Annotated in this window: 16 protein-coding genes; 6 read left to right on the top strand and 10 right to left on the bottom strand. The window is 72.0% G+C overall.

Going from position 1 to position 14807, the window contains the following annotated elements:
• Positions 1-72: 72 nt before the first annotated feature.
• The 5 genes from ACLQ3F_RS13795 to ACLQ3F_RS13775 all read left to right on the top strand — a co-directional run bounded on the left by ACLQ3F_RS13795 (position 73) and on the right by ACLQ3F_RS13775 (position 5470).
• On the top strand, positions 73-1158 hold the full coding sequence (locus tag ACLQ3F_RS13795; protein ID WP_357206750.1) for a sugar ABC transporter substrate-binding protein: 1086 nt from the start codon (positions 73-75) through the stop codon (positions 1156-1158).
• A 115-nt stretch (positions 1159-1273) separates the two neighbouring features.
• Positions 1274-2092: an ATP-binding cassette domain-containing protein gene (locus ACLQ3F_RS13790; protein ID WP_357206748.1), complete on the top strand. Its 819-nt coding sequence runs from the start codon at positions 1274-1276 to the stop codon at positions 2090-2092.
• On the top strand, positions 2089-3351 hold the full coding sequence (locus ACLQ3F_RS13785; protein ID WP_396792451.1) for a sugar ABC transporter permease: 1263 nt from the start codon (positions 2089-2091) through the stop codon (positions 3349-3351). The genes ACLQ3F_RS13790 and ACLQ3F_RS13785 overlap by 4 nt, the downstream gene beginning before the upstream one ends.
• A gap of 22 nt (positions 3352-3373) precedes the next feature.
• Positions 3374-4555 (top strand): ROK family protein, encoded by a 1182-nt coding sequence (locus ACLQ3F_RS13780; RefSeq protein ID WP_357206744.1) that lies wholly within the window; start codon positions 3374-3376, stop codon positions 4553-4555.
• 174 nt (positions 4556-4729) lie between these two features.
• Positions 4730-5470 carry a DUF4142 domain-containing protein gene (locus ACLQ3F_RS13775; RefSeq protein WP_425849032.1) on the top strand — a complete coding sequence of 247 codons (741 nt, stop codon included), beginning with the start codon at positions 4730-4732 and terminating at the stop codon, positions 5468-5470.
• 33 nt (positions 5471-5503) lie between these two features.
• Here the strand turns inward: ACLQ3F_RS13775 and ACLQ3F_RS13770 are convergent, their stop codons facing one another.
• The 4 genes from ACLQ3F_RS13770 to tsaB are packed head-to-tail and all read right to left on the bottom strand — an operon-like array spanning position 5504 to position 7968.
• Positions 5504-5758, bottom strand: a complete 255-nt coding sequence (locus ACLQ3F_RS13770) for a hypothetical protein (RefSeq protein ID WP_039906914.1) — start codon at positions 5756-5758, stop codon at positions 5504-5506.
• Positions 5759-5772: 14 nt separating this feature from the next.
• Positions 5773-6819, bottom strand: coding sequence for a tRNA (adenosine(37)-N6)-threonylcarbamoyltransferase complex transferase subunit TsaD (tsaD, locus tag ACLQ3F_RS13765; RefSeq protein WP_091402289.1), 1047 nt, complete (start codon positions 6817-6819; stop codon positions 5773-5775).
• Complete coding sequence (gene rimI, locus ACLQ3F_RS13760) at positions 6812-7294, bottom strand: ribosomal protein S18-alanine N-acetyltransferase (RefSeq protein WP_357261188.1); 483 nt, start codon at positions 7292-7294, stop codon at positions 6812-6814. Before rimI ends, tsaD begins: the two co-directional genes overlap by 8 nt.
• On the bottom strand, positions 7291-7968 hold the full coding sequence (tsaB, locus tag ACLQ3F_RS13755; RefSeq protein ID WP_387352370.1) for a tRNA (adenosine(37)-N6)-threonylcarbamoyltransferase complex dimerization subunit type 1 TsaB: 678 nt from the start codon (positions 7966-7968) through the stop codon (positions 7291-7293). The genes rimI and tsaB overlap by 4 nt, the downstream gene beginning before the upstream one ends.
• Before the next feature lie 492 nt (positions 7969-8460).
• On the opposite strand from tsaB, the gene ACLQ3F_RS13750 reads away from it, so the two are divergent.
• Positions 8461-9165, top strand: a complete 705-nt coding sequence (locus ACLQ3F_RS13750) for a helix-turn-helix domain-containing protein (RefSeq protein WP_357199118.1) — start codon at positions 8461-8463, stop codon at positions 9163-9165.
• Positions 9166-9204: 39 nt separating this feature from the next.
• Here the strand turns inward: ACLQ3F_RS13750 and ung are convergent, their stop codons facing one another.
• From ung to ACLQ3F_RS13720, 6 genes are all read right to left on the bottom strand, one after another.
• On the bottom strand, positions 9205-9906 hold the full coding sequence (gene ung / locus ACLQ3F_RS13745) for a uracil-DNA glycosylase (RefSeq protein ID WP_357199115.1): 702 nt from the start codon (positions 9904-9906) through the stop codon (positions 9205-9207).
• 65 nt (positions 9907-9971) lie between these two features.
• Entirely contained in the window at positions 9972-10454 is a 483-nt protein-coding gene (gene tsaE / locus ACLQ3F_RS13740; protein ID WP_357261185.1) for a tRNA (adenosine(37)-N6)-threonylcarbamoyltransferase complex ATPase subunit type 1 TsaE, read from the bottom strand.
• Positions 10451-11554: an alpha/beta fold hydrolase gene (locus tag ACLQ3F_RS13735; protein ID WP_357199113.1), complete on the bottom strand. Its 1104-nt coding sequence runs from the start codon at positions 11552-11554 to the stop codon at positions 10451-10453. The genes tsaE and ACLQ3F_RS13735 overlap by 4 nt, the downstream gene beginning before the upstream one ends.
• A complete protein-coding gene (gene alr, locus ACLQ3F_RS13730; RefSeq protein WP_425849026.1) occupies positions 11551-12669 on the bottom strand; it encodes an alanine racemase in 1119 nt (372 codons plus the stop codon). The genes ACLQ3F_RS13735 and alr overlap by 4 nt, the downstream gene beginning before the upstream one ends.
• Before the next feature lie 90 nt (positions 12670-12759).
• On the bottom strand, positions 12760-14229 hold the full coding sequence (locus tag ACLQ3F_RS13725) for an NAD(P)H-hydrate dehydratase (RefSeq protein ID WP_425849024.1): 1470 nt from the start codon (positions 14227-14229) through the stop codon (positions 12760-12762).
• Positions 14230-14284: 55 nt separating this feature from the next.
• Positions 14285-14653, bottom strand: coding sequence for a holo-ACP synthase (locus ACLQ3F_RS13720; protein ID WP_357199104.1), 369 nt, complete (start codon positions 14651-14653; stop codon positions 14285-14287).
• Between the last annotated feature and the right edge of the window lie 154 nt (positions 14654-14807).

The following is a 14807-nucleotide window of genomic DNA, read 5'->3' as shown; positions in this document are numbered from 1 at the left end:
CCGGTGTGACGCGAAATACGTTGCCGGACACAACAAAACAACACCTCCCCCACCTCCGAAAGGACCCTGCACATGCGTAAGGGGATCCTCACCATCGCCGCCGTGGGCCTGCTCACGACCGGCGGCTTGACCGCCTGTGGCGACGACTCCGGCGACAAGGCCGCCTCCGCCAAGACCCCCAAGATCGGCGTGATCCTCCCGGACAGCAAGTCCTCGGCCCGCTGGGAGACCGCGGACCGCCGGTTCCTGGAGGAGGCGTTCAAGGCCGCCGGCGTCCAGTACGACATCCAGAACGCCCAGAACGACAAGACCGCCTTCCAGACCATCGCCGACCAGATGATCACCAGCGGCGTGACCGCTCTGATGATCGTCAACCTGGACTCCGGCACCGGCAAGGCAGTGCTCGACAAGGCCAAGTCGCAGGGCGTCGCCACCATCGACTACGACCGGCTCACCCTCGGCGGCTCCGCCCAGTACTACGTCAGCTTCGACAACGAGACCGTCGGCAAGCTCCAGGGCGAGGGTCTGTCGAAGTGCCTGACCGAGAAGGGCGCCAAGAACCCCGTCGTGGCGTACCTGAACGGCTCCCCCACCGACAACAACGCCACCCTGTTCAAGGCTGGCTACGACTCGGTGCTCAAGCCGAAGTTCGACTCCAAGGAATACGTCAAGGGCCCTGAGGACGCGGTGCCGGCGTGGGACAACGCGCAGGCCGCGACGATCTTCGAGCAGCAGCTCACGACGGCCAACGGCAAGATCGACGGTGTGCTGGCCGCCAACGACGGTCTCGGCAACGCGGCCATCTCGATCCTGAAGAAGAACAAGCTCAACGGCAAGGTGCCGGTGACCGGGCAGGACGCCAGCACCGAGGGCCTGCAGAACATCCTCGCCGGTGACCAGTGCATGACCGTCTACAAGGCGGTCCGGGAAGAGGCCAAGGCGGCCTCCGACCTGGCCATCGCCCTCGCCAAGGGTGAGAAGAAGGACACCGGCCAGACGGTCAAGGACGGTGACCGGGACGTGCCCTCGGTGCTGCTCACCCCGAAGGCCATCTACAAGGAGAGCGTCAAGGACGTCATCGCCGACGGCTACGTGACCAAGGAAGAGGTCTGCACCGCGGCGTACACCAAGTTCTGCGCCGAAGCCGGCATCAGCTGACCGACGCCGCAGTACCCGCCGGAACGACCATCGCCGCCCGGCACGGGAGCACCCCTCCCGTGCCGGGCGGCGCCCGCCGGACGGGCCCCGACCCTCCCTTAAGAAGGAGACCCCCGTGTCCGCGACCCCCCTGCTGGAACTCCGCGGGATCGACAAGAGCTTCGGTCCCGTCCAGGTGCTCCGCGACGTCGCCCTGACCGTCCACCCGGGTGAAGTGACCGCACTGGTCGGCGACAACGGCGCCGGCAAGTCGACCCTGGTGAAGTGCATCAGCGGCATCCACCCCACCGACGCCGGAGAGTTCCTGTTCAACGGTGAACCGGTGCACATCGGCAGCCCCCGCGACGCTGCCACGCTCGGCATCGAGGTCGTCTACCAGGACCTCGCGCTCTGCGACAACCTGGACATCGTGCAGAACATGTTCCTCGGCCGGGAGAAGCGCAGCGGCATCGTCCTCGACGAGCCGACCATGGAACAGCTCGCCGCCGAAACCCTGGCGGGGCTCTCCATCCGCACCGTCACCTCACTCCGGCAGCACGTGTCCAGCCTCTCCGGCGGTCAACGACAGACCGTTGCCATCGCCAAGGCGGTGCTCTGGAACAGCAAGCTCGTCATCCTGGACGAGCCGACCGCGGCGCTCGGCGTGGCACAGACCGCCCAGGTGCTCGAACTGGTCCGACGCCTCGCCGACAACGGCCTGGCCGTGGTGCTCATCTCGCACAACATGAACGACGTCTTCGCCGTCTCCGACCGGATCGCCGCGCTGTACCTCGGCCAGATGGTCGCCCAGGTGAAGACCACCGACATCACCCACGCCCAGGTGGTCGAGCTGATCACCGCCGGGCGCTCGGGCGGGCTCGGCCTCGCCACCGACCCGGGCAGCAACGGCGACGGCCCGCAGGCGGCCGACTCGATCTCAGGAGGCGCCCGATGACCACCACCGCCGTGCGGAAGGACGGCCCCGCCGCCGTCACACCGACGCCGACCATCGGCCGTCACTTCCGCAACTACCTGAGCCGGGTACGCGGTGGCGACGTCGGCGCGCTACCAGCCGTCCTCGGCCTGATCGTGCTCTGCACGGTCTTCGCGATCATGCGGCCGTCGTCGTTCCTGTCGGCCGGCAACTTCGCCAACCTCTTCACCCAGGGCGCGGCGGTAACGCTGATCGCGATGGGCCTGGTCTTCGTGCTGCTGCTCGGCGAGATCGACCTCTCCGCCGGCTTCGCCAGCGGCGTCTGCGCTGCGGTGCTGGCCAATGTGGTCACAGTGCTCGGCTACCCCTGGTGGGTCGCCGTGCTCGCCGCCGTCGCCACCGGTGTGGTCATCGGCACCACGCTCGGCATGCTCGTGGCGAAGATCGGCATTCCGTCCTTCGTGGTCACCCTCGCCGGCTTCCTCGCCTTCCAGGGCGTCGTGCTGCTGCTCGTCAAAGAGGGCACCAACATCTCCGTCCGCGACGACGTGCTGGTCGCCATCGCCAACCGCAACCTCGCCCCCACGCTGGGCTGGGGGCTGACCGCCCTCGCGGTCATCGGCTACGCGGCGGTGCAACTGCTGCGCCACCGCACCCGGGTGGCCCGCGGCCTGATCACCGACCCGCTCGCGGTGGTGGCGCTGCGGATCGGCGGGCTCGCCGTCATCCTCGGCACCGCGGTGTACGTGCTCAACCTGGAGCGCAGCCGCAACGTCCTGATCAGCTCACTCAAGGGCGTGCCGATCGTGGTGCCGATCATCGCGGTGCTGCTGATCATCTGGACCTTCGTGCTCCAACGCACCAGCTACGGCCGGCACATCTACGCCGTGGGCGGCAACCGCGAAGCTGCCCGCCGGGCCGGCATCGGCGTCGACCGGATCCGGGTCTCGGTCTTCGTGATCTGCTCCTCGATGGCCGCCATCGGTGGCATCGTGGCGGCCAGCCGGGCCAACTCGGTCGACCCGAACACCGGGGGCAGTAACGTACTGCTCTACGCGGTCGGCGCAGCGGTGATCGGTGGCACCAGCCTCTTCGGTGGCAAGGGCCGCGTCCTCGACGCCGTACTCGGCGGCGCGGTGGTCGCGGTCATCGAAAACGGAATGGGCCTGATGGGGTACGACGCGGGAGTCAAGTACGTGGTCACGGGCGTCGTGCTGCTGCTCGCCGCCAGCGTCGACGCGCTCTCCCGCCGCCGCGCGGCAGCCACCGGCACCCGCTGACCGCGCGGGAGGTAGCACCAGCATGCGCCCAGGACCGAGCCAGGATGACGTCCGACGGCAGAACCTCGGGGCCCTGCTGCGGCACGTGCACGTCAACGGGGCGACCACGCGTGCCGAGCTGACCACCACGCTGGGCCTCAACCGCAGCACCATCGGCGCGCTCACCGCCGACCTGTCCGCGGTGGGGCTGGTCAGCGAAGGCGCACCGAAGGAAACCGGCCGGGCCGGACGACCGTCACTGGTCGTCCGGCCCGAGTCGACCCGGGTCTACGCGTACGCGTACTCGGTGGAGGTGGACCGGCTGCGCGCCGCCCGGATCGGGTTGGGTGGCGCGGTCCTGGACCGCCGGGATCTGGACCGGCCGCGCGGGCTGCTGGCCGCGGAGGCCGCGCCGCTGCTGGCCGGCGCGGTCAAGGAGATGCAGCAACTGGTGCCGGCGGACGCGATCTGCGTCGGCGCCGGCGTCGCGGTCTGCGGCATGGTCCGCCGGGACGACGGCCTGGTCCGACTCGGCCCCACCACCGGTTGGGTGGACGAGCCGATCGGCGCTGCCCTCGCCGACGAGTTGGGCATCGACGTACCGGTCACAGTGGGCAACGTGGCCGACGTCGCCGCGTTCGCCGAGCACGCACGAGGTGTGGCTGCGGGCTGTGACAACGTTCTCTACCTGTACGGCGACGTCGGCGTGGGTGCCGGCATCATCGCCGGTGGGCGCCGGCTGACCGGGCACGGCGGGTACGGCGGCGAGGTCGGCCACATGAAGGTGGTCCGCGACGGCAAACCCTGTGAGTGCGGGTCCCGGGGTTGCTGGGAGACCGAGATCGGCGAGCACGGCCTGTTGCGTGCCGCCGGACGCTCCGACGCCCGGGGCCGCGACGCGCTGCTGGAGGTCTTCGACGCGGCCGACCGCGGGGACGCCCGGGCCCAGACGGCGGTCCGCCAGGCCGGCGACTGGCTCGGCTTCGGGGTGGCCAACCTGGTGAACGTCTTCAACCCCGAGATGGTCATCTTCGGCGGCACCATGCGTGACCTCTACCTCGCGGCGGCGGCGCAGATCCGCAGCCGGCTCAACTCCAACGCGCTCGGCGCCTGCCTGGAGCACGTCCGGCTGCGTACGCCGAAACTGGGTACGGACGCGCCCCTGATCGGCGCCGCCGAGCTGGCCTTCGAACGACTCCTCGCCGACCCCCTCGACGTGGGCTGATCCGTACGCTGTCCGGCGTGGATCTGGAGTTGCTCGCTGTGACCCGCGGATCCGGGTCGCTCAGCGATGAACTGATCGCGCGATCAGCCCGTACCAGTGGGCGGACGGGCAACCGGCAAGGCGCGGCTGCCCGGTCCAGACGCGTTCGGTCCGGACCGAGGAGGCACCACAGACATGGCACCGCTCAGATCCGCCCATCGCCGACTGGGCACCCGGACCCACCGAGCGGCGATGCTGCTCATCGCGATCATCGCGGGGGTCGGTGTCCTGCCCGGCGCGGCCATCGCCGCCCCCGCCGGCGGGCGACAGCTCAACGCCGCCGACATGACGCTGCTCAACGGGGTGCGGTTGGCCGGGCTGTGGGAGATGCCGGCCGGCCAGATGGCCGCCGAGAAGGGACAGTCGGCCAAGGTACGGGAGATCGGCGCCGGCATCGCCGGCGAGCACCAGAAGCTCGATGAACTCGTGGTCGAGGCGGCCAACAAGCTGGGCGCGACCATCCCGAGCGAGCCGACGGCCCAACAAAAGGGCTGGCTGACGGAGATGAAGAACGCCTCCGGCGCCCGGTTCGACCAGATCTTCGTGACCCGCCTCCGGGTCGCTCACGGCGGCATTCTCCCGGTGATCAGCGCAGTACGGGCCAGCACCCGGGACGCCACCGTCCGCAAGCTCTGCGAGGACGCCACCGCCTTCGTCACGCATCACATGCAGATGCTGGAGTCAACCGGACTGGTTCGGTGGCCGGAGCTGCCGCCGGCCGCGCTGCCCGCCCCGGGCGAGGACGGGCTCCTGGCCGCCGCCTCGGCCAACTCCGGCCCGCAGGTCGGTGTCAGCAGCACCGTCGTCTGGCTGGTCTTCCTCGCCGCGCTGGGCACCGGCGGAATCGCCACCTACCGGATGTTGCGCCGCAGCTGACCGATCAGCCAGCTGCCTGGATGGTGGCTCGCGTTACCGGTCCACCTGGGTGAAGTCCCAGGAGTGCGGGGCGCGGGCCACCAGCAGGGCTGGCGGGTCCGGCAGCGGGCGGGGGCTGCTGCGCCACTTGGAGATCACCACCACCCGGTGGTCGGTGGAGGAGAAGACCTCGCTGGAGACGTGGAGCGGGTCGTGCTCCAACTCGGGCAGGGCGGTGTCGCACACCCAGGTGATCAGGTCGGCGACTCCGTACGCCTCGGCGCGCGCCTCCCACATCCGCACGATCATGTCCGCCGCCCCCGTCACACGCTGACCGTGGTCAACGGCAGCGCCGAATCGGCTGGCAGGTCCAGTCGGCTCGGAGCGACCCCGGCGGCGACCAGGTGCGAACCGAGCGCGGCCACCATCGCGCCGTTGTCGGTGCACAGCTTCGGCCGGGGTACCCGGACCCGGATGCCGTACTTCTCGGCTCGCTGCTCGGCCATCGCCCGCAGCCGCGAGTTCGCCGCCACTCCCCCGCCGATGACCAGGGTCTCGATGCCCTGCGCCCGGCAGGCGGCGAGCGCCTTGCTGGTCAGGACGTCACAGACCGCCTCCTGGAAGGACGCGGCCACGTCGGCCACCGGAACCGGCTCACCGGCACGCTGGCGGGCCTCGACCCACCGGGCCACAGCCGTCTTCAGGCCCGAGAACGAGAAGTCGTACCGGTGGGCGGCGAGATCCTTCGCGGCGGTCAGACCGCGGGGGAAGGCGATCGAGGCGGCATCGCCGGCCCGGGCCTCCCTGTCGATGGGCGGACCTCCCGGGAACGGCAACCCGAGCAGCCGGGCGACCTTGTCGAACGCTTCCCCGGCCGCGTCGTCGATGGTGGCGCCGAGCGGGGTGACACCCCGGGCCAGGTCGTCCACGAGCAGGAGGGACGAGTGGCCGCCGGACACCAGGAGCGCGATGGCGGGTTCGGGCAGTGGGCCGTGCTCAAGGGTGTCCACCGCGACGTGGGCGGCGAGGTGGTTGACGCCGTAGATGGGCTTCTCGGCGGCGACCGCGTACCCCTTGGCGGCAGCGACGCCGACCAGCAACGCACCGGCCAGCCCCGGCCCCGAGGTGACAGCGATCGCGTCGATGTCGGCCAGCGTGACGCCGGCCTCGGTCAGGGCCCGGTCCATGGTCGGCACGATGGCCTCCAGGTGGGCCCGGCTGGCCACCTCCGGTACCACACCTCCGAACCGGGCGTGTTCCTCGACGCTGGAGGCGAGCGCGTCGGCCAGCAGGGTGTGCCCCCGCACGATGCCGACACCGGTCTCGTCGCAGGAGGTCTCGATACCCAGGATCAGTGGTTCGTCAGCCATTGTCGTGTGGTCCGTTCCCGGTCGGCTCGGCGTCGCGCCGCATGACCAGCGCGTCTGTGTTGCTCGGTTGGTAGTAGCCGCGCCGCACCCCGATCGGCTCGAAACCGTACGTCGCGTAGAGCCGCTGAGCTGCGGCGTTGTCCACGGCGACCTCCAGCAGGGTGCTGCTGGCGTCGCGCCGGACCGCCTCGGCGAGCAACTCCTCCAGCAGGGCACGGCCTACGCCGCGCCGCTGGGCGTCCCGGCGGACGGCGATGTTCTGTACCCACACCTCGTCCGGCGGAACGCCGGCGAGCCCGGCGTAGCCGAGCACTGAACCGTCCGCGTCGACGGCGACCCGGTAGTGGTGCCCGTTGGCGAGCTCGCTCCAGAACATGGCGGGCGACCACTTCTCAGCGCCGAAGAGGTCCGCCTCGATCGGCAGCACGTCGTCGATGTGCCACCAGCGGAACGGTTCGAGCCGTACCGCGGTCATGGCAGGACCGGTTTGCGGCCGGTCGCCGCCACCGCGTCGGGGCGTCGCAGGTAGAGCGGAGTGAGCCGCTCACTGGACGCCCCCGCCCGGATCCGCTCGGCGGCGAGCAACGCCAGCACTGTCGCGTCCGGATAGCGCGGTTCGACCCGGACGGGCAGGTCCAGGACGTCTGCGTACCGGTGCGCCCCGTCACCGACCGCGATCGTCGCGCCCAGTTCGCGGGCCCGCGCGGCGGCGACCGCCGGCGCGGACACCTCGGGCCCGACGATCCGCTGGCCGGCGCCGTCGTAGACGGCCCAGTAGAGCTCCTTGCGCCGGGCGTCGCTGGCGGCCAGGACCGGCGTGCCGGACGCCGCCGGGTAACCGATGGCGTCCAGCGAACAGACACCGTACGTGGGGATCCCCAGCACCTGACCCATTGTCGCGGCGGTGACCAGGCCGACCCGTAGCCCGGTGAACGGACCCGGGCCGAGCCCGGCGACGATGGCCGCCAGGTCACGCGGGCGCGCGTCAGCGTCGGCGAGGACCGCATCCACCTGGGGCGCGAGCAGCTCACCGTGCGCGCGAGCATCGACCGTGCACCGGTGCGCCCGCGACGCCACGCCGTCTGCCGAGATCTCCACCAGCGCCGCGGTGACCGCGGGGGTCGAGCTGTCCACCACGAGTACGAGCACGGTAAGCCAGCCTAGCCGCCCCGCCCAGCCCTCCCGGTCACGCCCCGCCACCCGCCTTCGCCCCTCCCCCCGCTCTCGGCCGCTCTCGCCCGCTCTCGCCCGGACCTTGCCCCCGGCCACCCGCGTTCGCCCTTCGTCTCACGTCGCCCCACACCGCCCCACGCCGCCCCAGGCCGCCTCGCGCCCCACTCCGCCTCACCCCGCCCCGCCTCGCGCCGCCCCTGCCGCCCCGCCGCGGACCGCCCCGCCGCGGACCGCCCTGCCGCCGTTGGCCGCCGGCCCAACGGCTAGCCAGGGATGAGGGCTGGAACCACACCCGCTAATCAGCCTGATGTCTGTGAGTCATCGTGATGACTCACAGACATCACGCTCATCGGAGTGAGGCCCGCCAGGTCATGCGCTCGGCGTATCAGGGCGCGCGGATCGCGCCGCAAGCCGCCGACCTGCCGCAGCGGGATCGCGGGCATCTCACCCGTGGTCCACGATGCCGGGATGTCATCGACTCGCCTTGTCGCCCTGCTCGGTGCTGCCGCGCGGCAGCAACGACAGCTGCGCGACCTGAGCCAACGTCAGTTGGCCGCGTTGGCCGAGGTCGACCAGGCCGCGGTGGCCCGGTTCGAACGTGGTGAGCGAGCGCCGACCATCCCGGTGCTGGAACGGCTGTTTGCCGCGATGGACGTGCAGTTGGTCGTCGGAGTCGAGCCGTTGGACGCGCACCTCGACGCCCAGATCGACGGCTTGGCCGCCCGGCCGATCGCCGAACGGATCGACGGGTTGGGGCTGGATCGGCTGCTGGACCGGCTCACCGACTTCCCACAGGTGATCACCGGTTGCACAGCGGCGTTGCTACAGGGCGCGCCGGTGCCGGTCGACGCGCTGGAGATCGCCCTGCGCTGGCAGGACTCCAAACCGTTCACCCGCTGGCTGGAAACGAACTACGGGCAGCGGTGGAACGACCGCTGGGGTGAGTTCGGCGGGGTGTGGTTGGAGCCCGAGGAGCCGGGCGAACACCGGTGGTCGACCCGGTACGGGGAGATCAGGGCCACGATGTGCGACGAGCTGCCCGAGACGATCGAGGTGCGCCACGGCGAAAGGATCTACCAGGTGGTGCCGCTCGTCGAGCTGGAACTCAGCGAGCCGCGCGCCGCCGGACTGTTACGCCGCTACCGCAACCGGCAGTTGGCCAGCGACAGCTGAGTCAGCTGCCGGCCCGGCGGTGCAACGTCGACGAGCGGCTCAGCCGGCGGTGCGCTCCCAATCGATGGTGGGCAGGCCGGCGTCGGCGAGTGCCTTGTTGGCGGCGCTGAACGGGCGGCTGCCGAGGAAGCCGCGCGGGTTCATCGGGCTGGGGTGACCCGCCTCCAGCACCACGTGCTGCGGGTTGGTGACCAGCGCGGCCTTCTTGCGGGCGTAGCCGCCCCAGAGCAGGAAGACCACCCGGTCCGGTGCCGCGTCCAGTGCCCGGATCGTCGCGTCGGTGAACTCTTCCCAGCCGGCGTTGGCGTGCGAGCCCGGGGTGGCCTGCCGGACGGTCAGCACCGCGTTGAGCAGCAGAACCCCCTGGGCGGCCCACCCGTCGAGGTTGCCGCTGCGCGGCTTGGGGACGCCCACGTCCTCGCCCAGCTCCTTGAAGACATTGCGCAACGACGGCGGCACCGTCACACCGTCGCGGACGCTGAAGCTCAACCCATGAGCCTGCCCGGCCCGGTGGTAGGGATCCTGCCCGAGGATGAGCACCCGGGTGCCCTGCGGCGGGCACAGCCGGTATGCCGAGAACAGATCCTCCTGCGGCGGAAAGACCGTCTGCGTCGCGTATTCCCGGGCGACGAACTCGCCGAGCGCTGCGGTGCGTGCCGGGTCGAGGTGCGGGGTGAGCACTGTGCGCCACTGCTCCGGCAGCAGGGCCAGCAGATCCAGGGCGGGGGCGTCGTCGGGCATCGGGAACCTCTCACAGCGCGGGTCGGTCCCCCGCACTCTAGGCATCGGGTACGACAGCCACCGACCTAGCCCAGGTCGGCGAGCCGCCGGGCCCAGTCACCGCCGATCGGGTCCAGCTCGACGACGCGGGTGTCGTCGTCGCGGCGGTCGATGCGAACCCGTAGGTGCGCGTCCACCAACTGCTCCACCAGGCCCTCGCCCCACTCCACCACTGTCACCGAGTCGTCCACCGAGGCGTCGAGGTCCAGGTCGTCGATCTCGGCGCGCGGGTCGGTGGCGTCACCCAACCGGTACGCGTCGGCGTGCACGAGCGCCACCCGGCCGCCCCGGGCCGGATCGGGGCGGTGCACCCGGGCGATCACGAAGGTCGGCGAGGTGATGTCCCCGAGGACACCGAGCCCGGCCCCGACGCCCTGGGTGAGCGCGGTCTTGCCGGCACCCAACGGGCCGGTCAACAGCACCAGGTCGCCGGCGCGCAGCAGCCCGGCCAGCCGCCGGCCGAAGTCCCGAGTGTCTTCGACGGTCGGCAGCTTGACGACGTGACTCACCGTTCCTCCACGCTCTGCAATGACTCCAGGAACCGCGCCAGGGCGGCGTTGACCTCGTCCGCGTGCTCCAACATCACCACGTGACCGCTGTCCTTGATCTTCACGAACTCGGCGTGCGGCAACCGGCGGACGATCTCCTCGGAGTGGGTCACCGGCGTGATCATGTCCTTGTCGCCGACCACCACGAGCACCGGAGTCGCCGCCAGCGCCGCCAGCGCCGGGAAGCGCGAGTGGGTGGCCAGGGTCCGCAGGTAGCGGGTCACCGTGTCGGCCGACGTCCGGGAGTTCATCGTCTCCACGTAGGACACCAGCGACGGGCTGGGCTTGCGGGTGCCGAAGCCGTACTTGCGGGTCAGTAACCAGGCCACGTTCGACGTCGACTTGCGGGCCTTGTCGATCACCGGCCCGCCGTACCGGGTGGCGTTGCTGACCATGTAGAGCATCGGACCGCCGACCCGGCCGAGCAGCGCGGGCGCGACCAGCTTGGTCTCCGCGATGAGCCCGCCCGACGTGGCCATCAGAACGGTGCCCACCACCCGGTCACCGAACAGCTCTCCGAACAACTCGGCGAACGCCATGATCGTCATGCCGCCCATCGAGTGGCCGACCAGCACCAGCGGCCCGTCCGGGGCGGTTCGGTCGATCACCTGACGCAGCGTTCGGCCGAGCACGGCGAGGTCGTACTCCCCGGTCTCCAGCCGTCCGGACCGGCCGTGACCGGGCTGGTCGTACGCCACGATCCGGTAGTCACCGCGGGCGGCGAGCATCTGGCGCTGGAAGTGGAACGTCCCCATGTCCAGGCAGAAACCGTGCACCAGCACCACAGTCGGGTGCCCCGGCACCGGCCGGGTGGGCTCGACCACCTCGACGTGGATGTCGGTGCCGTCCGGCAACTCCAGGCGGAACGCCTCGTCGTACCGCTGCTTGTCGAACGTCTCGTGCGCGTAGCGGTCGGCCGGATCGGCCTTGAGCCGACGGACCAGGGTCCGCTCGGTCGCGACGCCGGCCGCCAGGCCTGCCGCGGCCACCCCGACCGCCGCGCCGACGATCCCCGCTACCCGGCCCGCAGCCGTCCGCGGACGCGGAATGCGATAACTCATGGTTTCTCGCCGTCGTAGACCCGGGGCACCCGCGTGCCGCCGAACCGCGTCACGATCTCGTAGTTGATCGTGCCGACCGCCTCGGCCCAGTCGTCCGCCGTCGGTTCGCCGTCGACGCCGCTGCCGAAGAGCGTCGCCACGTCGCCGTCGGCCACCGGGTCGTCCCCGCAGTCGAGCACGAACTGGTCCATGCAGACCCGGCCCGATATCGTCCGGCGTACGCCGCCGAGCTGGACCGGGCCGGTGTTGGAAGCGTGTCGGGGAACCCCGTCGGCGTACCCGAGCGGCACCACGGCCAGGTTCGCGTCGGCCTGCGTGGTGTAGGCGTGCCCGTAGGAGATACCGCTGCCGGCGGGCACCCGCTTGGTGAGCATCACCCGGGCGCGGGCGGTCATCGCCGGCCGCAACCCGTACGTCTCGCCGGCCACCGGTGACAGGCCGTAGATGGCCAGGCCGGGCCGGACCAGGTCGAAGTGGGTGTCCGGGCGGGTGAGGGTGGCGGCCGAGTTGGCGAGGTGCCGCCAGCGCGGTCGCAGCCCGGCCCGCTCGACCATGGCCAGCGCTTCGTGGAAGACGGCCAGTTGGCGGTCGGTGGTGGGGTGGCCGGGCGAGTCCGCGTACACGAAGTGGCTCCACACGCCGACCACCTCGACCAGGCCGTCGGCCTGCGCCTTCGCCGCGGCGTCCAGCAGCGCGGGCCAGTCGGCGACTGTCGCACCGCCCCGGGACAGCCCTGTATCGATCTTGAGGTGCAGGCGGGCGGGACGCCCGGCGAGGCGACTCGCCTCGATCATCTCGTCCAGTTGCGTCAGGCTGGCCGCGCCCAGGTCCACCCCGGCACTGACCCCCTCGTGCAGCGGCAACCCGGGGGCGAGCAGCCAGGCCAGCACCGGCACTGTCACCCCGGCCCGCCGCAGGGTGAGGGCCTCGTCGAGGGTGCAGACGCCGAGCCAGTCAGCGCCGGCGTCGAGCGCCGCGCGGGCGGCCGGAAGCATGCCGTGGCCGTACCCGTCGGCCTTGACCACTGCCATTAACTCGGCGGTGGTGCCGGATCGGAGCCTGCTCACGTTCTCGCGGATGGCGTCAAGATCGACGCGTACCTCGGCCTGCCACATGCACCCAGCCTACTTTCCGCCGTGATCACCGCGGGCGGCGACGCACGTCCCGACGCGGCGATCCGGTCAGCGCGCCCGGAACCGCCCCGTTCAGCCCAGCCGGGCCAGCACCGGACGCAGCGCGGTCGCCACGTCGGGCGCGGTCACCGGGCCACCCCGGGCCGCCTCCCGCCCGGCGAGCCCATGCAGGTACGCGGCCGAGGCGGCGGCCCGATCGGCGGGTACCCCGGCCGCCAGCAGCGAGCCGAGCAGCCCGGCCAACACGTCGCCGGTGCCGCCGGTGGCCAGCGCCGGGGTGCCGGTCGGGTTGACGTACGCCCGACCGTCCGGCGTGCCGATCACCGTGCGATCGCCCTTGAGCAGCACCACCGCGTTCATCCAGGCGGCCAGCCGCAGCGCGGCGCCGACCCGGTCGGCGCCCGGCTCCTCCCCGCAGAGACGGGTGAACTCGCGGTCGTGCGGGGTGACCACGATGGGTGCGTCCCGACCCCGCAGCCGGTCGGCGAGCGAGCCGTCCACCAGCAGGGTCAGAGCGTCGGCGTCGAGCACCACCGGCACCGGGGCGGCCAGTACGGCGCGCAGCTCGGCCGCCGCGTCGGTGCCGGTGCCCAGCCCGGAGCCGCAGACCCAGGCCTGCACCCGGCCCGCGTCGGCGACCCGCCCGCTGGCGATCACTGAAGGGTGCTGGTGCAGCACCTCGGCTCGGGCGCTGCCGGCGTAGCGGACCAGGCCGGTGGGCCCGGCCAGGGCGCCGCCCACGGAGAGCACCGCCGCACCGGGGTAGGTCGCCGAACCGGTCGACACCCCCACCACGCCCCGGGTGTACTTCTCCGACGCCGCGCCCAGCTGAGGCCACCAGTCGACCAGGTCGGACCATTCGGTGACCCGCAGCGCCGGGGTGCCGCGCAGCCACGGCCGCAGCCCGATGTCGACCAGCTCGACCTGCCCGGCCAGCGCGGCGGCCGGGCCGACCACCAGGGCGGGCTTCAGCGCGCCGAAGGCCACCGTCACGTCGGCGCGGACCGCTGTGGGCCGGCCGGACGCGGACAGCGGCACGTGGCCGGTGTCGACCGCGACCCCGCTGGGCACGTCGACCGCCAGCACCGTGGCCCGTCCCCCGTCGCGTCCGCGCAGCTCGCCGAGGCGCTGGACCACCTCGTCCGCGTTCGCCCGTAGCCCACCGGTGCCACCGATGCCGACGATGCCGTCGACGACCAGGTCGATCGGGCCGGCCGGGTCTCGGACCAGCCGACCGCCAGCGGCTCGCAGCGCGGCCAGGCCGGCGGCGTGCGCCCGCCCGGGGGTGAGCAGCAGGGCGGACACGTGGACACCTCGCCGGGCCAACCGCTCCCCCGCGTACAGCGCGTCGCCGCCGTTGTCACCGGAGCCGACCAGCAGCAGCACCCGGCCCCCGTAGACTCCGCCCCGCTCGGCGAGCAGGAGCGCGGCCCGGCGGGCCAGGCCGGCGGCGGCCCGCTGCATCAGCGTCCCCTCCGGCAGCGTGCCCATCAACCCCGCCTCGGCCGCCCGTACGTCGGCCACCCGCCACACCGCTCTCATGCCACCGTGTCCCATTCAGTTAGCGGGCGGACCTGACCGGCCCTCCCGGCCGACGTCATCGTTCCGCGACCACCATCGCCGACGCGATCCCGCCGTCGTGCGACAACGAGAGATGCCAGTGGTTGACCCCGCGCGCGTCGGCCACCGCCGCGACAGTGCCGGAGACGGCCAGCCAGGGGCGGCCGGCCGGGTCGGGCACGATCTCGCAGTCGTGCCAGTTGAGCCCGGCCGGGGCGCCGAGGGCCTTGGCCACCGCCTCCTTGGCGGCGAACCGGGCGGCGAGCGACTCGGGCGAGCGCGGGCTGCCGGAGCGGGTGTGCCGCTCGGCCTTGGTGAAGAGCCGGTCGGCGAGCAGCGGCGTCCGTGCCAGGGCCCGGGCGAACCGGTCGACCAGGACCACGTCGATGCCGACAGCGACGATCACCACACCACCCTACCGGCGGTCGAGGCCGCAGATTAGCCGTCGGGCTCGCGCTGGGCAACGCCTGTGGACACCCCGGGGTACGCCTCGACGTCGGCTGTCCACAGGGCACCGCGCGGGCTCCGGCACGTGCCTAGCGTGAGCGCGTCGATGCCGA

Source organism: Micromonospora sp. DT15 (assembly GCF_049841475.1).
GTDB lineage: Bacteria > Actinomycetota > Actinomycetes > Mycobacteriales > Micromonosporaceae > Micromonospora.
Note: the sequence above shows the minus strand (reverse complement) of the source record. Positions and strands in the feature narration are given on the sequence as shown.